The organism is Shewanella sp. ENK2 (genome assembly GCF_043568515.1).
Taxonomy (GTDB): Bacteria; Pseudomonadota; Gammaproteobacteria; order Enterobacterales; family Shewanellaceae; genus Shewanella; species Shewanella japonica.
On sequence record NZ_CP171406.1, the window covers coordinates 3,621,668 to 3,643,251 of the forward strand.

18 protein-coding genes and 1 pseudogene are annotated in these 21,584 nt (G+C 40.8%); 13 read left to right on the forward strand and 6 right to left on the reverse strand.

What is annotated here, in order from left to right; all coding sequences use genetic code 11:
• Positions 1-35 precede the first annotated feature (35 nt).
• The gene (locus ACGEDC_RS15885; protein WP_394494401.1) at positions 36-1,370 is read right to left on the reverse strand and encodes a GH1 family beta-glucosidase; all 1,335 of its coding nucleotides are present in this window, start codon (positions 1,368-1,370) and stop codon (positions 36-38) included.
• Between the two features lie 298 nt (positions 1,371-1,668).
• Between ACGEDC_RS15885 and ACGEDC_RS15890 the strand changes: the two genes are divergently transcribed.
• From ACGEDC_RS15890 to ACGEDC_RS15920, 7 genes are all read left to right on the forward strand, one after another.
• On the forward strand, positions 1,669-2,964 hold the full coding sequence (locus ACGEDC_RS15890) for a sugar MFS transporter (RefSeq protein WP_394494403.1): 1,296 nt from the start codon (positions 1,669-1,671) through the stop codon (positions 2,962-2,964).
• Positions 2,965-3,026: 62 nt separating this feature from the next.
• Entirely contained in the window at positions 3,027-5,666 is a 2,640-nt protein-coding gene (locus ACGEDC_RS15895) for a glycoside hydrolase family 3 protein (protein WP_394494405.1), read from the forward strand.
• Between the two features lie 134 nt (positions 5,667-5,800).
• Complete coding sequence (locus ACGEDC_RS15900; protein ID WP_394494407.1) at positions 5,801-7,867, forward strand: family 16 glycosylhydrolase; 2,067 nt, start codon at positions 5,801-5,803, stop codon at positions 7,865-7,867.
• Positions 7,868-8,192: 325 nt separating this feature from the next.
• Positions 8,193-9,014, forward strand: a complete 822-nt coding sequence (gene cysQ / locus ACGEDC_RS15905; RefSeq protein WP_247663127.1) for a 3'(2'),5'-bisphosphate nucleotidase CysQ — start codon at positions 8,193-8,195, stop codon at positions 9,012-9,014.
• Positions 9,015-9,109: 95 nt separating this feature from the next.
• The gene (mak, locus tag ACGEDC_RS15910) at positions 9,110-10,015 is read left to right on the forward strand and encodes a fructokinase (protein WP_394494410.1); all 906 of its coding nucleotides are present in this window, start codon (positions 9,110-9,112) and stop codon (positions 10,013-10,015) included.
• Between the two features lie 463 nt (positions 10,016-10,478).
• Positions 10,479-11,057: a YdcF family protein gene (locus ACGEDC_RS15915; RefSeq protein ID WP_345742582.1), complete on the forward strand. Its 579-nt coding sequence runs from the start codon at positions 10,479-10,481 to the stop codon at positions 11,055-11,057.
• A 35-nt stretch (positions 11,058-11,092) separates the two neighbouring features.
• On the forward strand, positions 11,093-11,782 hold the full coding sequence (locus ACGEDC_RS15920; protein ID WP_080915360.1) for a DUF2982 domain-containing protein: 690 nt from the start codon (positions 11,093-11,095) through the stop codon (positions 11,780-11,782).
• 92 nt (positions 11,783-11,874) lie between these two features.
• Here the strand turns inward: ACGEDC_RS15920 and ACGEDC_RS15925 are convergent, their stop codons facing one another.
• The 3 genes from ACGEDC_RS15925 to galE all read right to left on the reverse strand — a co-directional run bounded on the left by ACGEDC_RS15925 (position 11,875) and on the right by galE (position 14,025).
• Positions 11,875-12,270 (reverse strand): bactofilin family protein, encoded by a 396-nt coding sequence (locus tag ACGEDC_RS15925; RefSeq protein ID WP_394498372.1) that lies wholly within the window; start codon positions 12,268-12,270, stop codon positions 11,875-11,877.
• A 207-nt stretch (positions 12,271-12,477) separates the two neighbouring features.
• Positions 12,478-12,975, reverse strand: coding sequence for a ferredoxin-type protein NapF (gene napF / locus ACGEDC_RS15930; protein WP_080915361.1), 498 nt, complete (start codon positions 12,973-12,975; stop codon positions 12,478-12,480).
• A gap of 36 nt (positions 12,976-13,011) precedes the next feature.
• Positions 13,012-14,025, reverse strand: coding sequence for a UDP-glucose 4-epimerase GalE (galE, locus tag ACGEDC_RS15935; protein ID WP_394494413.1), 1,014 nt, complete (start codon positions 14,023-14,025; stop codon positions 13,012-13,014).
• Positions 14,026-14,383: 358 nt separating this feature from the next.
• On the opposite strand from galE, the pseudogene phhA reads away from it, so the two are divergent.
• The 6 genes and pseudogenes from phhA (at position 14,384) to ACGEDC_RS15965 (ending at position 20,371) form a co-directional block, all read left to right on the forward strand.
• Positions 14,384-15,180 (forward strand): annotated as a pseudogene (phhA, locus tag ACGEDC_RS15940) (phenylalanine 4-monooxygenase).
• A 35-nt stretch (positions 15,181-15,215) separates the two neighbouring features.
• Positions 15,216-15,554: a 4a-hydroxytetrahydrobiopterin dehydratase gene (locus ACGEDC_RS15945; protein ID WP_080915364.1), complete on the forward strand. Its 339-nt coding sequence runs from the start codon at positions 15,216-15,218 to the stop codon at positions 15,552-15,554.
• 220 nt (positions 15,555-15,774) lie between these two features.
• Positions 15,775-17,313 carry a transcriptional regulator TyrR gene (gene tyrR, locus ACGEDC_RS15950; protein ID WP_119968714.1) on the forward strand — a complete coding sequence of 513 codons (1,539 nt, stop codon included), beginning with the start codon at positions 15,775-15,777 and terminating at the stop codon, positions 17,311-17,313.
• Between the two features lie 344 nt (positions 17,314-17,657).
• On the forward strand, positions 17,658-18,644 hold the full coding sequence (locus tag ACGEDC_RS15955; RefSeq protein WP_065109183.1) for a fumarylacetoacetate hydrolase family protein: 987 nt from the start codon (positions 17,658-17,660) through the stop codon (positions 18,642-18,644).
• Positions 18,645-18,739: 95 nt separating this feature from the next.
• The gene (gene maiA / locus ACGEDC_RS15960; RefSeq protein ID WP_394494416.1) at positions 18,740-19,390 is read left to right on the forward strand and encodes a maleylacetoacetate isomerase; all 651 of its coding nucleotides are present in this window, start codon (positions 18,740-18,742) and stop codon (positions 19,388-19,390) included.
• Positions 19,391-19,819: 429 nt separating this feature from the next.
• Positions 19,820-20,371 carry a nucleotidyltransferase family protein gene (locus tag ACGEDC_RS15965; protein ID WP_394494418.1) on the forward strand — a complete coding sequence of 184 codons (552 nt, stop codon included), beginning with the start codon at positions 19,820-19,822 and terminating at the stop codon, positions 20,369-20,371.
• 23 nt (positions 20,372-20,394) lie between these two features.
• Here ACGEDC_RS15965 and ACGEDC_RS15970 read toward each other — a convergent pair whose 3' ends face one another.
• Positions 20,395-21,189, reverse strand: a complete 795-nt coding sequence (locus ACGEDC_RS15970) for a hypothetical protein (protein WP_394494420.1) — start codon at positions 21,187-21,189, stop codon at positions 20,395-20,397.
• A 17-nt stretch (positions 21,190-21,206) separates the two neighbouring features.
• Positions 21,207-21,431: a hypothetical protein gene (locus ACGEDC_RS15975; RefSeq protein WP_394494422.1), complete on the reverse strand. Its 225-nt coding sequence runs from the start codon at positions 21,429-21,431 to the stop codon at positions 21,207-21,209.
• Between the last annotated feature and the right edge of the window lie 153 nt (positions 21,432-21,584).

A 21,584-nucleotide genomic window follows, 5' to 3' on the forward strand; every position in this document is an offset into this window, starting at 1 on the left:
TATTCTTTTTAAGTAGGGTTTTGAGTATTTATCGATTAATCAATGCGTTGATTAATAAAGTCACGGTAAGCTAAGCCACTGCGCTTTATGGTGCGTTTTTGTGTTTGGTAATCAACATACACTATTCCGAAGCGTTTTAAATAGCCTTCAGCCCATTCAAAGTTGTCCATTAAGCTCCAAGCAAAATAGCCATCAACTTTCACGCCTTGCTCTATAGCATTATTTACAGCGTTTAAATGGGCTTGATAATATTCCAGGCGGTCAATATCGTTAACGGAGTTATCTTCAATGTGATCGTCAATTGCCGCGCCGTTTTCAGTGATATAAATAGGAGGTAATGAGTAGGTATTATTGAGACTGGTTAATAAGTCAGTGAAGGCTTCTGGATAAATTTCCCACCCAATATCTGTTTTAGGGGCATCCTTCATATCTATTTGGACAAATTGATTGTCGCTACATGCTTGATAAACGGCGCGGGTATAAAAGTTAATGCCTAAAAAGTCGATTGGCTGACTAATGATTGCCATATCGCCTGGTTCAATGTCGGGTTTATCACCAGCTGCAAAATCGTTAATGATTGCTGGATACTCACCATCCATAATGGGTTTGATATACCACTGGTTAAAGTAGTCATCTGCAATCTGTGTCGCTTTTTTATCTTTTGCGCTTTGGGTCAGTGGATAGCAAGGCGTAAAGTTAAGCACAATACCATTAAGAGATTGGGGACTATTTTTTTGAATCACTTGCATAGCCAATCCATGTGCAAGTAATAAATGGTGCGCAGATTTACGGCCAAAAGCTTTGGTAGCAAGCCCTGGTGCATGAATACCAATTTCATAACCTAGATATGAACTACAAAAAGGTTCATTTAAGGTGGCGTAGGAATACACTCTATCACCTAAGGCTTTAGTAATTTTGTCCGCGTAGTCTTGAAAAAGGTATGCCGTATTTCGATTAAGCCAGCCACCTTCATCTTCAATATGTTGAGGTAGATCCCAGTGATATAGGGTGACGTACACTTTAATATCACGACGGTTTAATTCATCCATTAAGTTGATATAAAAGTTAACCCCATCTTGATTTAAGCTGCCATCTTGGTTAATCACTCTTCCCCACGAAAGTGATAAACGATAAGCATCGACACCTAAAGATTCGATTAAATTGACATCTTCTTTCCAAAGCGCAACGTGCTCGCAGGCTTGCTTACCGTCTGAACCATCTCGAATTTTATCTGGAGTCGCACAAAAGGTATCCCAAATACAAGGCAAGCGAGAATCTGCTGCTCCTTCAATTTGGAAAGAGGCAGTTGCCACTCCAAACGTAAATGATTTTGAGTGCATTTTAGAATTTTCGGGTAGAGAAATTTTCATATTTATTATTCACTTAATATGTTTCAGGCGTATTTGTGTCAACGAAACTTCAGCGTCTTTTACTCAGGGAAATACCTAAGTGTTTTTACAATGATTACTTACAAAAAGCGTTGACTTTCGTTATCGATATGTTAAAAATGAAAGCGCTTACATCGAGATTAGTGATTAATTAACAAAAGGTCAATAATTGATTTAGATAAATCTTGAAACAGCCTATCTGCGTACTACTAAAGGTGTACAGCTACAGTGCTTAGATAGTCATCGACCATAAATAGATAATAATTAAAGAGGGAATGACATGGCCAGTGCACCATTAAATGCAGAGTCTGCAGAAATGGGAAGTGTTCATCAAAGCGGTAACTTTAAGTTTGCGTTGATGGCATTAACCTCATTATTTTTTATGTGGGGATTTTTGACCTGCTTAAATGACATCTTAATTCCATATTTAAAAAGTATGTTTGAATTAAGTTACACCCAAGCCATGTTAGTGCAGTTTTGCTTCTTCGGTGCTTACTTTATTGTTTCCGTACCTGCTGGGGCTTTAGTTGGCAAAATAGGCTATCAAAAAGGCATTGTGACAGGGCTTGCTATTGCCTGCGTTGGCTGCTTGATGTTTTATCCATCAGCTAGCTATGCCTCTTATTGGATGTTTTTAAGCGCGTTTTTTGTATTGGCTGCTGGTATTACAATTTTACAAGTTGCAGCGAACCCTTATGTCAGTGCGTTAGGCCCAGCTGAAACCGCTTCTTCTAGACTGACGATGACCCAAGCATTCAATGCGCTTGGTACCACTGTCGCGCCGTTTTTTGGCAGTTACCTCATTCTTAGCAATATGAGTCACAGTGATGATTCAGCTGCTGTTGAAAGTGCAACCATTGAAGCCGTTCATCAAGCAAGTACTGTGCAAGTTCCTTATTTAATGTTAGCTGGTGCATTGTGTGTACTGGCGATAATTTTCTTTGTTTTAAAGCTACCTGTACTTGGTATCAGTGAACAAAACACCCAACAGTCTTCTTTTGATACGGGCAGTGCTTGGAAGTTTCCACACCTTGTTTTAGGTGCAGTAGGTATTTTTGTTTATGTGGGCGCTGAAGTGGGTATTGGTAGCTTTTTGATTAACTTTTTGACTCAGCCTGATATTGGTGGCTTTACTGAAGCGCAAGCGGCTAAATACATTGCGTATTACTTTGGTGGTGCCATGGTCGGACGCTTCATTGGCGCATTAGTCATGCAAAAAATTGCGGCGGGTAAAGTACTCGCCTTTAATGCAACTTGCGCCGTGCTATTAGTTGCAGTTGCGATGCTTGCTGAGGGCACGACTGCGATGTGGGCTCTGTTGTTGGTTGGATTATGCAATTCAATCATGTTCCCGACGATTTTCAGTTTAGCACTGACCGATTTAAAGCAACACACCAGTCAAGGTTCAGGCGTACTGTGTTTAGCCATTGTGGGTGGGGCTATTGTGCCGCTACTACAAGGCATGCTAGCTGACTCATTTGGTATTCAAATGGCGTTTATTTTACCGTTAGTTTGTTATGCCTTTATTGCCCATTATGGCCTTATTGGCAGCAAGGCAAAGCGTCCACAAGTGTAATGACACAAGTTTTTTATTAATTAATCTTCTGCGAAGGCAGATTGGATAGAAAAGGCAATATTATGGATAAGGCAACTAACGTATTCGCAAATAAGCAAATAACCTTGCCACTCACTCTGCTAGCTGTCGTGATGGGTTTATCGGCATGTGGCGAAGGTGATACAAAGAAATCAGTACCAAAGGTAAGTGATGATAAACCTGCCCCTGTAGCTGAAATGTCACAAACGACGTCCAATAAGATTGTTTCTGGGACTGTTTCTGGTGACATTTCTATTTGGCCGGAGTTAGCGATTCCATTCACAAAAGACGCTGCGCTTGAGAAGCGAATTTCTGATTTGATGGCGACAATGACACTTGAGCAGAAAGTTGCGCAGATGATCCAACCTGAGATCCGTGATATTACCGTTGAGGATATGCGTACTTATGGATTTGGCTCTTACCTTAATGGTGGTGGCGCCTATCCTAATAATGATAAACATGCCACGCCTGCAGATTGGATTAAACTCGCCGAAGATATGTACCAAGCATCTATAGATGACAGTGTTGATGGCAATGCAATTCCAACTATGTGGGGCACAGATGCCGTACACGGTCATAATAACGTTATTGGCGCTACGCTTTTCCCTCATAACATTGGTTTAGGTGCGGCGAATAATCCAGACTTAATTCGTGAAATAGCCGCCATTACCGCTAAAGAGGTAATGGTAACAGGTATTGATTGGGTATTTGCCCCCACGGTTGCTGTTGTACGTGATGATCGCTGGGGACGTACATACGAAGGCTATTCTGAAGATCCACAAATAGTTAAAGCCTACTCTCATGCTATCGTCGAAGGTCTTCAAGGCAAGGTCGGAGATGACTTTTTATCTGATCAACATGTTATTTCCACAGTGAAGCATTTCTTAGGAGATGGTGGGACTGAAAAAGGGATAGACCAAGGACAAAACCTAGATTCTGAGCAAGTGCTATTTGATATTCATGCTCAAGGTTATGTGGGTGGATTGACTGCTGGCGCTCAAACCGTCATGGCGTCGTTTAATAGCTGGCAAGGCAAGAAAATTCATGGCGAAAAATACCTACTGAATGATGTGCTTAAAGACAAAATGGGCTTTGATGGCTTTGTTGTAGGGGATTGGAATGGTCATGGACAAGTCGATGGCTGTACTAATGAGTCATGTGCGCAAGCGGCAAATGCTGGGTTGGATGTGTACATGGTACCTACAAGTGCATGGAAACCATTATATGAGAATACGATTGCCCAAGTGAGAAATGGTGAAATCCCTCAAGCAAGAATAGATGATGCAGTTAGCCGTATACTCAGAGTGAAAATTCGTGCTGGCTTGTTCGAAAAACCCAGTCCTGCTAACCGTGAAATTTCAGGTAAAACTGAACTTATTGGTGCTAAAGCACATCGTGATGTCGCCAGACAAGCAGTACGCGAATCGTTAGTTTTACTGAAAAACAATAATAATGTGTTACCACTTTCTCCAAAAATGAACGTTTTAGTCGCTGGTGATGGCGCAGATAATATTGGTAAGCAATCTGGCGGGTGGAGTATCACTTGGCAAGGCACCGATAATCTAAATGAAGACTTTCCAGGTGCAACCTCTATTTATGCTGGTATTGCTAAAGATGTGACAGCGGCTGGTGGCCAAGTAACACTTAATGTTGATGGTCAGTTTGATGCAAACAATAAACCAGATGTTGCTATTGTCGTATTCGGTGAAGAGCCTTATGCAGAAGGTAATGGTGACATTGATAACCTTGAATACCAACGTGGTGATAAACGTGATTTAGCATTACTTCGTTCACTTAAGTCTCGAGGTATTCCTGTTGTGTCTATCTTTATCAGTGGTCGTCCTATGTGGGTGAATCCTGAGCTAAATGCATCGGATGCATTTGTTGCTGCTTGGCTTCCAGGTACTGAAGGTGATGGTGTTTCACAAGTGCTATTTAGTGATAAAGACGGCAAAGTAAATCATGACTTTACCGGTAAACTTTCATTTTCGTGGCCAACTCGACCTCAGCAAACAGAAGTTAATGTCCATGATGAAAATTATCAGCCTTTATTCGCTTATGGCTATGGCCTGAAGTATGGCGAGAAGAGTGACGTGTCTAATGCGCTTTCAGAAGATAATTTTGCAGCAGAGGAGAAGTTAACTTCATTAGCATTGTTTGAACGTGCAGTAAAAGCGCCTTGGCGATTAATGATTGGTACTGAATCATCGTCCGATACTGTCAGTAGCAGCATTCAAAGTAATGATGTTGTGACGATCAGAACTTTTGATAAAGTTGTTCAAGAAGATGCTCGTTTAGTTAGTTTTAATGGTACAGGCCTTGGGTTTGTTGGATTAATCAGTAACTTTCCTCGTGATTTACGAGCATACTCAAACGCCGATTCAGCGCTGTCAGTGTTAATTAAAACCACCAATAAAGTTGAGCAGCCTGTGATGTTAGGGGTTGCATGTGACCGAGATTGCCGCGCAGATGTGGATATTGCTAATGCCTTAAATACAGCTGTAGGTGAGTGGCAAACCATCAGTGTTGATTTGAAGTGCTTTGCAAATAAAGACGTGAATTTCGGTAACATCAATACACCTTTCTATTTGGCAACCAATGGGAGCGCTGAGATTAACTTTAGCGACTTATTGATTGTGCCTAATGCGGCAGAAACAGCCACAATAACCTGCCCAGACGCCTAATATAATTTTTGTTTTGTCGGCTAGCATAATGCTAGCTGGCAAGTTATTCCTGCACTGTTGTGAACTTGCAATTAATTTTGTAGGGGATTTTGCTGGATCTTTTTTCGTGTTTTTTGAGTATTCCTTGGGGGAAAATGAAAAAAAGAGCATCAGTTTTAACTATCACAAGTGTGAGTCTCGCTGCAGCCATGTTATTAGGATGCGGCTCTGACAGTGCCACAGATGTTGTTGAAGACACGGCACCTGTCGATAACAGCGAAGAACAAGAAAACCTATGGAATTTGGTATGGAGCGATGAGTTTGATGGTACCACTATCGATTTAGACAAGTGGAACCTCGCATATAATTGTTATGGCGGAGGCAATGAGGAGCAGCAATGTTATACCCAGCGTCCCGAAAATAGCCAAGTTGCTGATGGAAAGTTAGTGATTACTGCACAGCGAGAAGATTTTAGTGGTCCTGCTGTTGCATTGGGCGATCCTAATTATGATGAAAACGATACGTCAAAACAGCAAGCGTACACATCAGCACGATTAGATTCGACGAACAAAGGTGACTGGAAATATGGCCGTTTTGAAATCCGTGCCAAAATGCCGCAAGGGCAAGGTACATGGCCAGCGATTTGGATGTTGCCAACAGATTGGGCTTATGGCCCATGGGCTGGTTCCGGCGAAATCGATATTATGGAAGCGGTTAACCTTAAAGTGGTGACTGAAGGCTCTGATCCCGAAGCTAAAATTCATGGCACTTTGCATTACGGTAAAGCCTGGCCTGGCAATGTGTACTCTGGCGCTGAATATAGCTTACCTGATGGGGCTAACCCAGCTGACGATTTTCATGTTTATGCCATTGAGTGGGAGAAGGATGAAATTCGTTGGTATGTTGATGACGTCCACTTTGCAACTCAACGTTCAACAGGTTGGTACAGTCAATACGTCGATAGTGATGGTAATCTCGCTAATGCAGCGGAAGATGCTCCTTATAATCAACCATTTCATATGATTTTAAATCTAGCAGTTGGTGGAACTTGGGCGGGTAATGTCAATAACACTGGGGTTGATGAAAGTGTTTTCCCGCAAGTATTAGAAGTGGACTACGTTAGAGTTTATGAGTGCAGTGTGTCACCCGAAACTGGGGCTGGTTGTGCCAGCGTAGGTGACAATGCTGAGATTGTTGAAGGGCATGTTGCCCCTGAAATTACTGTGCCATCAACAGATATAGGTGCGGGGCCAGAATTCATACTATATGACGAAGGACTCGCCGAGGGGTTAAGTCTTGATAGCTACAATCCTGATAATGCGGTGACATTACAAACGGTAACTGTTGAGGGAAAGGGGGAAGTGCTTCAGCTAGATAAAGTTGGCGCGACAGGTAATGCTTATTTTAGTTATCCACCTACTGCTGATTTGTCACATTGGTCAGCAAACGGCACTTTAGTTTTTGACTTAAATCTATTAAGCACAGACAACGACGTTGAGTTATTGGTCAAAATTGATAGTGGTTGGCCGAATGTTAGTGATGTGAGTGTTAGCTTACCTGAATTGAATACTTGGACAGAAATCCGTATACCTATTGCGGAACTTGTTGCCAGTGGTAATCGGTTTTCTCCAGGAAGTTTCGTTGATTTAGCATCAGTATCAAATCCCTTTGTCATTGAACCATTAGGCAATATGAGCTTACAAATCGATAATGTCCGTTATGAATATCAAGTATCAACGGCTAATGAGCTTATTATTTATGATGATGAAGTAAAAGCTCCTTTTATTATTGGTCATTATGCGGCATCAGGCAGCGTTGCAATTGAGCAACTAGACGTCGGTGCTGACCATGGCATTGTCAACCAGTTTAGTTTTAATACCGATGAGGCTGTGGTGTATTTTCAAAGTACAGGCTTGCAGCAAGATGTCAGTAGCTTTGCTGCGGTCGAATTTGATCTTAACGTCATAACAGACCCTCGCGAAGTACGCGATTTTAATATTAAAGTCGATTGTGGCCATCCATGTAGTTCAGGAGATTTTGCCATCCCAGCGCCTGAAGTTGGCGCATGGACACATTACCGTATTGCGTTAGCTGATCTCGTCGCCAATACAGGTTCAAGCTTGGTATTAACGCAAGTGGATACGCCGTTAGTTATTTTCCCTGCATGGGGCAATCAAAATGGTGTTGTAATGCAGGTGGATAACGTGCAGCTGGTTAAATAAATGGGACAATACTTTTAAGATAACAAGTGTTAGTTACAGTAGCGTCACTGGATAACTCCAGCCTTTTAGCCACCATTTTGTGGCTAAAAGGATAATAACATTCAGGTTTGAATACGAATGCAGCCAAGGGTTAGAGGCTTTCAAGCTTATCCGACTTGGCTTACTATCAAACCTGTTATTACAAATGAGTAACAATAGCGGTATTAGCAAGGCTAATGATTAATGTCTAAGACAAGCTAAATAGTTATAAATATTTACCTTGTTCAATGGCATAATGTGTTGATTATTTACGACTTAATCGTCGATATTTTCCAAGGAGTTACCTTTGAGTAGCCAGAGAATAGATCAACCTTTTGATATAACAGAAAATCAGTTACAGCAAGTTATCAGCATCGCTAAAGACGCTGGTAATGCCATTATGCAGGTGTATTCATCTTCAGACTTGCAAGTCGTCACTAAACAGGATGACAGCCCAGTCACGGCTGCTGATATTGCAAGTCATAATGTTATTGTCGCAGGACTTGAAAGTCAGTTTGCAGGTATTCCAATCATGAGTGAGGAAGCTGCAGATATTCCGTGGGAAGAACGTCAATTATGGAACACCTATTGGCTCATAGACCCACTGGATGGAACGAAAGAATTTATAAAACGAAATGGTGAATTTACTGTCAATATTGCGCTAATACATCATGGTAAAGCCATCGCTGGAGTGGTGTATGCGCCAGTCCTAGAAACGTGTTATTCAGGTATTTGCCATCAAGGTGCTTGGCTAGAACAAGGTGATAAGCGAGTTAAGCTCGATATCAGCCAACGTCCTATTAGTGAAAACCCGATTGTTGTTGGTAGTCGCTCGCACATCAGCCCTGACGTAGCAGCGTATGTCGCTAATATTGGTGAGCATGAGATGCAAAGTGTCGGCAGCTCGCTTAAATTTTGTTTAGTGGCAGAGGGTAAAGCTGATGTGTACCCAAGAATGGGGCTAACAAGTGAATGGGATACCGCGGCGGCGCAAGCAGTATTAGAAAGTGCAGGTGGACAAGTGTTACGCCACCCAGATTTAGCACCGTTAGATTACAACCAAAAAGAAGATATTTTAAACCCGTATTTTATTGCGGCATCACCGAAATGGTTTGAGCGACAGTCCTGACTTCGTCATACATGACAGCTCATTATCACTCGTTGGGTTAATGCCGTGAATCTACGTGTTAAATGATAGATTATAATTAAATGGAGAGTGAAGCTATGATGCGCATGGGTGTTGACCTTGGCGGGACAAAAATCGAGTTAGTAGCGTTAGCGGATAATGGCAGCGAGCTATTTCGTAAACGTGTTCCTACCCCAAAAAATTATCCTGGAACCTTAGATGCGATAATTGGACTCGTTTCTGAAGCTGAAGCTGAAACTCAGCAAACAGGCTCAGTTGGTGTAGGGATCCCTGGCGTTGTTTCACCTTTTACAGGATTAGTTAAAAACTCAAATTCTACTTGGATTAATGGACATCCATTAGATAAAGATTTGAGCGCCCGTCTTGATAGAGAAGTACGAGTTGCCAATGATGCTAACTGCTTTGCAGTATCAGAGTCAGTAGATGGCGCCGCAGCAGGAAAAGGCGTGGTTTTTGGCGTGATTATTGGAACGGGTTGTGGCGGTGGTTTATCTATTAATGGCAAAGTCCACGGCGGGGGGAATGGTATCGGCGGTGAATGGGGGCATAACCCATTACCTTGGATGACGCCTGATGAGTTCAACTCAACATCGTGTTTTTGTGGCAATAAAGATTGTATTGAAACCTTTATTTCGGGGACTGGCTGGGTAAGAGATTTTCGCCGAGCTGGAGGTGAGGCTGACAGTGGAATACAAATTTCACAGATGATGGCTGAAGGGCATCCCTTGGCTACTCAAGCTTTTGTTCGTTATATCGACCGTTTAGCACGCTCTCTTGCCCACTTAATCAATATGATTGACCCTGACGTTATTGTATTAGGTGGCGGGGTATCGAACATTGATGCCATTTACAAAGAGTTGCCTAAGGTGTTGCCTAAATATGTCGTCGGCCGTGAATGCGACACGATAGTGGTCAAAAACCAGTTTGGTGCGTCATCAGGTGTACGTGGCGCAGCGTGGCTATGGGGTAAAGATAGCCATTAATGAACCTTTATGATTTGTTTTTGTATTGATTATTTAGGGCATTACACTTCAAATTCAAAGCATATAAAAACATTAGCGACGCTTATCATAGGGTCGCTTTTTTATGCTTAAAGCAATTTTATGTTCATCATATTGGTGACGATATGATGTTGGTGAAATATGGAGCGTGACTGGATAACATATAGGTATTAGTAATCTATTCCTTAACAAGCTAATATATTGCTGCGAATAATCTTTGGGTATCTTAATGTTTTGGCTTAAAAAAATACTTTCACAATTAGTCATGCCTGTACCATTTACACTTTTGTGTTTGCTCATGGCTCTACTCATTTGGCGTTACTGCAGTAAACATAAAAAAGTTATTGGACAGCTGTGTCTATTTTTAGGCTTTTCAACCTTATTGGTCTTCAGTAACTCATATGTATCTGCTGCGCTATCCCATAGTTTAGAGTCAAGGTACTCAGTGAACGAAATTCCGCTGTCTTTTGCTTATGATGAAAATGAAAATTATCAATGCTATGTGATGGTGTTAGGCTCAGGCCATACTGAAAATAACGAGATCAGTGCTGTACAGCAGTTATCATCGACCGCACTTGCAAGGTTGATGGAAGGTCTACGACAGCTAGATATCGCAGACAGACCATGTACCTTAGTCGTCAGTGGTTGGAGCGGCGGAATTACCCCAACGCCCCATGCGATGATCATGAAACGTGCAGCCATTGAACTTGGGGTGCCAGCTGAAAGCATTACTATTTTTCCAACAGCGTTAGATACCATAGAAGAAGCACAAGCAATGAAGCAGCTGGTAGGAAAAACACCATTCATACTGGTTACCTCAGCGACTCATATGCCAAGATCGATAAAAATATTTAGCCAAGAAAATCTATTCCCAGTGGCTGCGCCAACGAACTTTATCAGTTCTACAGGCTATTGGTGGCGGTTTAGCGCTTCAAACTTGTTTATTTCTCAACGGTCGATTCATGAATATGTCGGGATGGAATGGCTAAAAATAAAACGGTTTTTGATTGAAACCTTTGAATAACAACCTTTAATCCTTACAAGCTAAACGTTGGCAACATGACTCAAGAAAACACATTATTAATCAGTCCATTTGGTAAGCGTAATGGTATAACCTTAACCGTGTTCGGTTCGCTAGCGTTATTTATCAGCCTAGTGTTATTTATCACTGCAAAACACCTATTTGGGATCGGCATTGTGTTATTTGGTTTTGGCAGTGTGAGTTTAATTTTAGGTATCGCTAAAATTAACCAACCTAGTGCCAGTTTTAAGTTAACACAGGCTGGAGTCGAATATTTCCATCGACGCGGTACTGTCCATATCGGGTGGAACAATATCCAGCGAATTGATGTATCAAGAGTGACTCAAAACCTTGAATTAATCGAATTGCCTTACATTGGCTTTAAGCTCAAAAAAATTAACCCCATTCTAGACAATATTTCCCCACGATTGGCGACAGGTCTGTTAACTGAGCAGCGCCCGTTATTGATGACGGCAGCGACACAAGATGAAGACTTACAAAGCTTAGAAACCTACCTAGGCGCTGAGTTTACTCCTTTGGTCGTTAATGGGGATCGTTACAGAGGCGTGTTAGCAATGTTTGGCCATCGCTGTCAGACACTTGAAAGTCATCTCGGGTTTCATTTATATATTTCTGTAGATAGCCTTGATAGGGCACCAATGGCGTTTGTGGCTTTACTAAGGGAGTGGCAGCAAGAGTTTGGTGGAGAAGGAGAAGAAGTAACGTAAACTTTGTTATTGTCTCGTGGGTGATGGTTCAAACATCACTTGAAACAACAACAAAGCTTATTAATACAGTTATCAACACATTTCAGTGAAAACTAAGCTGTCACGGCTGCAGAAAGTTGTGGGTTATCAGTTTTTTCTTCTGATGAATCACTTATCACTTTTTCATTTGAGATTAACTGATGTTCAGCGCTTTCGTCATAAGCTTTGCGGTATCCGATAAACTGACCATTATCTAAGATTTCCATACGCTTACTGTAAACTTCACCATCAAACGTACCTGTATTGGTGATTGATAATTTATCGCACGTAATATTACCTGTCATCAAGCCTGACACTGATGCTTCAACACAAATCACGCCACCAGTCACTACACCTGTTGATTCTACTGTTACGTTACCTGTTGCACGAATTTCACCGTTGATTTTGCCTGCAATCAAGACGTCCCCAACAACTTTGATATTACCCGTGACTTCACAGTCGTTTGCGATAAAACTGAGGTTGTTTGCCGGACTTTTTTACTAAACATGTAGACTCTCTTTTCGCATAATTAGGCCGCAATAAAACTGATAAGCGCGGCGAAAATGACTTTGTTATAGATATTTAACATTTAATATAGCGACAATTAAATGCAAAAAAAACAATTAAATTTTGACTGTTAGGACTTTTTTTGACGGCGGTCACTCAATTAGCCTCAATTACTCGGCTTTAGCGTGAGGTTCTGTCACGGTAATTGACTGTGCAGGGCAAGGAGATACGCATGCGCCGCAGCCAGTACAAGCATCAATATCAATAATGGGTTTAGGGATTTGACCGACTGCCATCTTAAATGTAATAGCTCTAGGATCGCATGCATCTTTGCAACTTTGACACCACACACCTTTGTAGGTCAGGCATGAATCATTGATTGACGCTTTAATTGTCCATGGCAAAGCTTGAGATACATCGAAAATCTTTTCTTCACAGACGGTTGCACACTGCTGACAAAAAGTGCATTCATCTTCAGAAAATTTAATTTCTGGAAAGCCGCCATCTCCTTTAATAAGCACTTTGGTTTCGCAAGCATCGATACAGGCATTACAACGAGTGCATTCGTCAGTAAACTCGATAGAATCTATCACCCATGGTGGACGTTGAGCATTGTCTTTTCTGCGTCTGAATAGGTTTCTACGGCTATGATTAATGGATTGGCTCATGATTTATTTCCAGCCTTACAATGATTCATTTCGTGTTTATTCTCGATAACCTTTAGGGTTTTTGGATTGCCATTGCCAACTACTTTTAACCATTGACTCAAGGGTATGAGTGGGCTGCCAATCAAGTTCTTTGTGCGCCAAACTTGCATCAGCGAAATAGGCGGCTAAATCTCCAGTACGGCGATCTGTGAAGCGATAAGGTATTGTCTTACCACTGGCTTGTTCGAATGCCGTAATTAACTCGATGACGCTATAACCTCTACCTGTACCAAGGTTGTAAGTCACAATGCCAGGATTTTCAGACAGTTTATTTAAAGCCTTGATGTGGCCTGTTGCAAGATCTTCGACATGAATATAATCTCGAACACCAGTGCCATCAGGTGTGAGGTAATCATTCCCAAAAACGTGCAATTCTTTGATATTCCCAATCGCGACTTGGCAAATAAATGGCATTAAATTGTTGGGTATATCACTGGGATCTTCGCCTATTAACCCACTTTTATGGGCACCAACAGGGTTAAAATATCGTAATACAGCAATATTCCATTGGTTATCTGCAGCGTATAAGTCAGCCAATAGCTGCTCAACCATAAGTTTAGATTGCCCATAAGGGTTGGTAGCACCTGTGGCAAAATCCTCTCGAATTGGCAGACTTTCAGGTAGGCCGTAAACAGTGGCTGATGAGCTAAAGACTAATTTTTTTACATTATGCTCAGCCATGACTTGGCAAAGTATGATGGAGCCTGTGACGTTGGTTTCATAATATTGCAACGGGTTAGTGACAGACTCGCCTACCGCTTTTAAGCCAGCAAAATGAATCACTGAGTCGATAACATGATCGGTAAAGATTTTGTGTAACAGGGCTTTATTGAGCACGCTACCTTGATAAAAAGTGCAATCTTTCCCTGTAATTTGGCGGATTCTGTCGAGCGCATTAACGTTGGCATTCGATAAATTATCAACAATGATCACTTGTTGATTGGCATCTAACAGTTCTACGACAGTATGAGAGCCGATATAGCCAACACCGCCAGTCACTAGAATTGCCATGGTTTGTCCTTAACACTGTGGAGTAAAAAGTAATTGCTCATACTATTGTACTTAACTTAGCGTGATGAATATAACTTTTGTTACTGATATCCATTCGAATAATCAGTAAATAGCAGCATTATTCTAAGATGCGCTACAAAAAAACCTGCAACATTGATAGCCTTTAACTCATTCGTCAAACTATAACTACATTTTAAGTATCTGTTTTTAAATTACTATTCTTTATCAATATTGACTTTGTAGCGAATGGTTTACGTTTTTAGCTATCAAACTGCCAATCAATAAAGTGTGAGCCTGTTAACAAATATGAAACCTTAGCTCACTATGAAGGCAGAGAAGTTTACGTAAAGTGACACTTATGAGTAAAGCAACAAATTACACAGCTAAAATCCCCGATAGTCAGGGTTATATTCAGTACACTGATGAAGAACATGATGTCTGGCATGAGTTATATCAGCGTCAGATGGTTAACATGCCAGGACGTGCATGTGATGCGTATATGCAAGGCCTTAAGGCGCTCAATATGCCGACCAACAGGGTGCCGCAATTACAAGAAATCGATAAAGTGCTAACCGAAACGACAGGCTGGAAGACCGCGGGCGTGCCGGCTTTAATTTCTTTTGGAAAATTTTTTGAATTGCTAGCGAGTAAACAGTTCCCCGTTGCCACGTTTATTCGTACCAAAGAAGAGTTTGATTACTTACAAGAACCGGATATTTTTCATGAAATTTTTGGCCATTGTCCGTTATTGACGAACCCTGCATTTGCGCGCTTTTCACATATTTATGGTCAACTAGGTCTGGCTGCATCAAAAGAAGAGCGGGTATATTTAGCTAGACTGTATTGGTTTACTGTGGAATTTGGTTTAGTCAAAAGTGCTGACGGCGGTCTTAATATTTATGGTGGGGGATTTTAAGCTCTCCTGGCGAGACCTTATATGCGTTAAGTGATGAACCTGAACGTAAGCCATTTGATTTGATAGAAGTGCTCAGAACGCCTTATCGAATCGATATTATGCAACCTATTTACTATGTGATTGACAGCGTCGACTATTTGGATGAAATCGCTCAAATGGACATTATGGCTGCAGTGACAAAAGCACGTCAGTTGGGGTTACTTGAACCTAAATTTGCCCCAAAGACGATTGCAAGTTAATACGAATAAAAGAACAAAAAAACTCAGGAGTAGTTATGTCTGATTTATCAGAGTTAAAATGTGAAGCTTGCCAAATTGATGCCCCAAAAGTGACCGAGCAAGAAATGGTCGAGTTCGGTCAAATGATCCCAGAATGGACCGTAGAGAATCGTGACGGAATTAATCAGTTAGAGCGTGTGTATAAGTTCAAGAACTTCAAGTTGGCGATGGTTTTTACCAATAAATTAGCTGAACTTGCTGAAGAAGAGTTTCATCACCCTGGTATTTTAACGGAATGGGGCAAAGTGACAGTGACTTGGTGGTCACACTCAATTAAAGGACTTCATAAAAATGATTTTATCATGGCGGCGAAAACCGACCAGTTGATAGACTAGTCAGCTTCATTATTAATTTCAGCAGGTTACGTTAACGTAACCTGCTGGAATACGTCATCTGTTACAATTCCGCTGTAAACAACACTTGCCACAAGCCGCATAACCTTTTAACGTATCGCTCACAAATAAAGAAGGATGACAATTTTCATTCAATTTTGAATGGTTATTGCCTTGAATCCTCGTATATTGCTGCAAAATGACTGATAGGGAATAGTTGTATATGCGTTTGGAAGTGAGTTGTTTAGATCGCATTGGCCTTGCGAAAGATATTCTTGAAGTATTAGAGACTTATGGCATTAATTTGATTGCAATTGATGCTAGTAACAAAGGTTTTCTCTATTTACAATTCGCTGAAATTGGGTTTGAAACCTTAAGCGAATTAATGCCACTTATTAGAAAAGTAGAAAGTGTTCATGATGTACGAACGGTATCGTTTATGCCTTCTGAGCAAGAGCATTATGCATTAAAAACCTTATTAAAAACGTTACCCGATTCGGTATTTTCTATTAATTCCAAAGGGCGTATTCGTATCGTCAATGAATCTGCATTGTTGACCTTGAATATGCAAGAGCATGAAGTTATTGATGAATCACTAAATCACTGGGTTCAAGGCTTTAACTTTTCTCGTTGGTTAACAGAAGCACCTGTCTTAGCTCAAGCTACCCGAGTACAAATTGGTAGTAACGAGTATCTAGCTGAAATGCTCCCGATTTATTTACCAGATGAAAACAATGCCAGTATCTTAGCCGGTGCAGTTGTATCACTTAAATCGCCTGCCAGAGTAGGTAAACAGTTTAATGCACTTCAAAATCAAACAACGGGTTTTGATAATGTTCTTGCTGTTAGCGATAAGATGAAAGATGTCCTGAAGCAAGCTAAACGTATGGCACAACTTGATGCGCCTTTATTGATCACTGGTGAAACGGGAACGGGTAAAGAGTTAATGGCTAAAGCAAGCCATGATGCCAGTATGCGCCGAGAACACCCGTTTATACCAATTAACTGTGCAGCTTTGCCTGATAGTGTGGCTGAGGAAGAGTTATTTGGCTTTGTCGCTAATGGACAAGTTATCAAGCGTGGTTTATTTGAAGAAGCGAAAGGCGGCACCGTCTTTTTAGATGAAATCGCCGAAATGTCAAAAGCGGCGCAAGTTAAGTTATTGCGCCTTTTACAAGATGGCACCTTCAGACGAATTGGTGGCGATGAAGAAGTCCGTGCTGATGTACGTATTATTTGTTCCACACAGAAAAACCTAGCAGAACTTTGTCAGTCTGGAGAGTTCAGAGAAGATCTATATTACCGAATTCATGTACTCAGTTACCACATGCCGTCGCTGCGCGAGCGAAAGGTTGATGTTATCCCATTAACTGAAATGTTCTTAGAGCATTACAGTCAGCAGCTATCAAGCCCACTACGCCGTATTTCAGCTTCTTGTCGTGATTACCTGTTTACCTATGCGTGGCCTGGGAATGTTCGTCAGCTTAAAAACGCTATTTTTAGAGCGGTTTCAATGTGGGATGGATCAGCTGAATTAACCGTTGAACAGCTTAAACTGCCGTCTTACGCTGAAGGTTTTGGTTATTTTGATGAAGAGTTTGAGGGTAGCCTTGATCAAGCAATGAAAGAATATGAAGCGTCATTGTTAAGGCGTTTATATCCTGCTTATCCAAGTACCCGACAATTAGCCAAAAAGTTAGGTGTTTCTCATACGGCGATTGCAAACAAACTTAGAGATTACAAAATCACTAAAAAGCGTTAGCCGTGAACTTAAGGTTCATTAGGTAAAACAGACTGTAACGATATAATGCCAGCAAAATGCTGGCATTATGGTATTTTTCAGGCATATATTGCTGATATTGCCACTATCTTGCACTGTGTATTAAAAGCTTTACAAAATCACCGTCAACTAACCAAAGTGTGATTTATCTCACGCTATATTAATTTGGCTGAGCTTAATGTATTCCTAGCGTTATAACGCTATTTTCGTTGATATTAACCCGCAATCTGTTCGGCAAATGCTTCATTAGCGTCTTAGGTACAGATTGCCAGAAATAACAATTTAAAATCTAGTATCAACTTTATTTGTTCCCTTTAGGAGTCAAAATGAAACTTGCAAGTTACAACAACGGCCGCCGTGATGGCCAACTTATGTTGGTGAGTAAAGATTTATCAAAAGCCGTTGCCGTTCCTGCTATTGCCAATACCATGCAGCAACTATTGGATGCATGGGATTTACTTAATCCTCAATTGCAAGAGCTGTATGAAGCGTTAAATGCTGGTCAAATGGATAATGCTATCGATTTTGATGAGTCACGTTGTCTGTCACCTTTACCACGTGCGTACCAGTGGGCAGATGGCAGTGCTTATGTGAATCACGTTGAGTTAGTTCGTAAGGCTCGTGGTGCTGAAATGCCTGAGTCTTTTTGGACAGATCCGTTAGTTTACCAAGGTGGCTCTGATTGCTTTATCGCACCTAAAGCGGATATTGAAATGGCAAGCGAAGAGTTTGGCATTGATTTCGAATCTGAAATTGCCGTTGTTACGGATGATGTTGCAATGGGTGTTGATACCGATAATGCAGCTAAACATATTAAATTACTGATGTTAGTGAATGATGTGTCACTGCGTAATTTAATTCCTGGTGAGTTGGCTAAAGGATTTGGTTTTTTCCAATCTAAGCCTTCTAGTGCATTTTCTCCTGTTGCGATTACCCCAGATGAGTTAGGTGATAAGTGGCAAGACAGTAAAGTTCACTTACCATTAGTCACACATTTAAACGGCGACCTATTTGGCCAACCCAATGCTGGCGTTGATATGACGTTCAACTTCAGCCAACTGGTTTCTCATGTGGCTAAAACCCGTCCATTATGCGCTGGTGCTGTGATTGGTTCAGGCACGATATCAAACTATGATCGCAGTGCAGGTTCTAGCTGTTTAGCTGAGAAACGTATGTTAGAAATCATTGCAGATGGCAAAGCTTCAACTCCATTCATGCATTTCGGTGATACTGTCAGAATCGAAATGTTTGATGAAGAAAACAACAGTATCTTTGGCTCAATAGACCAAAAAGTGGTTGAGTACAAAGGCTAGTCGTTACGGTTTAATACCCTAAAGCAATAGCGCTATGCGTTATTGCTTTTTTTATGCTCATTAGGCTGTTAGCTCAATGATGATAAGGAGATAAAATGAAACTATATGGATACTGGCGCTCAAGTGCCGCCTATCGAGTACGCATTGCACTCAATTTAAAGCAACTGGTGGCAGAACAGGTTTCTGTGCATTTAGTGAACAATGGCGGGGAGCAGCATAGCGAGATGTTTGCAGCGTTAAACCCTCAGCAATTAGTTCCCGCTTTTGTCGACTCTAACGATGACGGGGAATTTTGCCTTACTCAATCAATGGCAATTATTGAATATTTAGAAGAGCAGTATCCTCAAAGCCCACTATTGCCAATAACGCCAAAGGATAGGGCGATTGTTCGTGCAATGGCGCAATCTATTGCTTGCGAAATTCACCCATTAGATAATTTGCGTGTGTTGCAATTTTTAGTGAAAGAGATGGGTGTAGATGAAGAAGCTAAAATGAAGTGGTATCACCATTGGATCCACATTGGCTTTAAAGCATTAGAATCACAAATGAAGACTCACTCTGGCAAATATTGCTTCGGTGATACTCCTACGTTAGTGGATTTATGTTTAATCCCGCAGGTTTATAATGCTAAACGATTCAATGTTGATTTAACTGATTACCCGAACATTTTAAGAGTTTGGACGTATTGTAATCAACAAACTGCTTTTGCTGATGCCGCTCCAGAACAGCAGGCAGATGCCACTTAAACCTTGGTGACTCTTTCGCTACATAGCCAGTTAATGTTGAGCGTGTTCTACAATCACATGCTCTGATCATTTGACTGGCTGTTGCTTCTTTCTGTGCGTTATTCGTGTTTAAACTTGCTTTATATTATCCAATTTTATTGCCTATCAACTTGAAATGGCGCGTTGTTTATTAATAGCTTTGTGACATAAAATCAGTTAACTTAGCTCATTAATATTAGCATCTGTTAATGTTGCTTTTGTCAATATTGTCGTCTAGCAATTTTTGTCGAAAGAGTCGCGTTATTTATCGATCAAAATGTAAATTATTAAAGTTCTTCATTTATTAAGCCGATAAAGTGGTAGCTTTTGATTTACCGTTTTTAAATCTGCAAATTAGCATCGGTACACTGAGGTTAATTTGAATAGTACAAATAACACTCGGAATAGATCATGGATTTTGAATCTCAAATAAAACAGTGGATTACAAACGACCCAATGCGCATGAAAGCATTGGATCTTACTGCGCAAATGTTTAAAGAGCTTGAGGTTGATGATTGGTATATTGCTGCAGGTTTTGTTCGTAATTTAGTGTGGGATAAATTGCATGGCGCTGCAGAATCAGTATTAGATGATATTGACGTGATTTATTACTGCAATGAAGAAACCAGTGTTTATCGTGACAAGTTAATCGAACTTGCCTTGGCAGAAATGGCTTCATTCCCTTGGTCCGTTAAAAACCAAGCAAGAATGCACATAAAAAACCAGCATCCTGCATATACTTCTGCTAAAGATGCGATGTCTTATTGGCCTGAACTGCAAACAGCGATTGGGGTGAAGCTCGATGAGCATGGTGATATTGTCGTTGAGTCAGTGTTCGGTTTGCCTTGTCTATTTAATTTGACTGTAAATTACAATCCTAAAGCTGATGAGTCAGTGTTTATGGAGCGAGTTGCCAGCAAGCCTTGGTTTAATGAGTACCAGAATTTGTCGTTAGAGCTTTAATTCGTTTAGTTAGCATAGCTAATTCAAACATTTTGAAATAACACTTCGATGGTGACAGTCAAAACGGCTTGATTCAAGCGCTCGCTGTCTTCATCTTCACTCCATGTATATTCAGGCGTAATGCCAAAAAATAACCATTCTCTCAAATAACTTTGTCTATATGTGAGCCCAATACTGGCTTTATCAATATAATGGTAGGGCTTATTGATGCCATTTATTTTTGCTTGATAGCTAATGGCTTGTGTCTCACTAATATATTGATAAAGCTGTAAACCAGTGCCTATTTTCCAACCGTTACCTTTATTCTCATATTGTGCTGCACTATGCCAACGGAGCAAAAATTGAGGGTTAAAAGCATGCTCATAATCTAACTCTGTAGATTCACCTGTTACGCTTTTTTCCTGGTATAACTTTTGTGTAAATCGCCAAAGGCTGTTGTCCGAAATCGGTAAAGTGTAACGGTAGCGCGCTTCAATTTTAGGTTTAAAACTGGCTTTGATATTGAAACTACTTCTTTCTTTTGTATACCAGTCATATCGTAAGCCGACATCAACATCTCTTTCTTCATCAGGACGTTTAATAAAAGAGAAAGGATCATCTTCGCCCGTGGAGTCAAAAATAAGCTTTAATTTCTTGCTCATTCCCGGCAAGTTTAAACGCGCATTTAAGTTAGCTCGATACTTAAACCCCTCCTTTTCAAAATAAGAGAAGTCGTTATACCAGCGAATGATGGTGCCTGCTCGTCCATCATCCTCTATACGATCATCGACAAAAAAGCTGTCAAACCAGATAGCGGGTTCGCAAAACTTGGTATTCAAATAAGCGAATGTTTTATCTAACGGTAGTTCTGATTGTGAGCGGCTATAGCATGGAGAGTCTTCAGTAGCGCTTTGCTCACCGTTGGCTTTTGTAGCGTTTGGTTTAATTTTTGAACAGCTTCTACGGTTGAGTCGCTTGCCGTTTCTGATTTACTTTCAGCTTGCTTCGGTGCTTGCTCAAAAACCGTACTCGCTTGAGTAGAGTTAATATTGGCAAACAACAATAGCCAGCTAATTATCATAAAAATCTGTTTTGATAGGCGCGACAAAGCGATGTGATTCCAAAAAGAAAGTCGATAAATTTGATTGTATCACTTATGTAACAAATTTCTGATGGTTAACATCTTAGTGGCATAAAACAAATCTTATACCAATTAGATAGATGAAATTGTTGT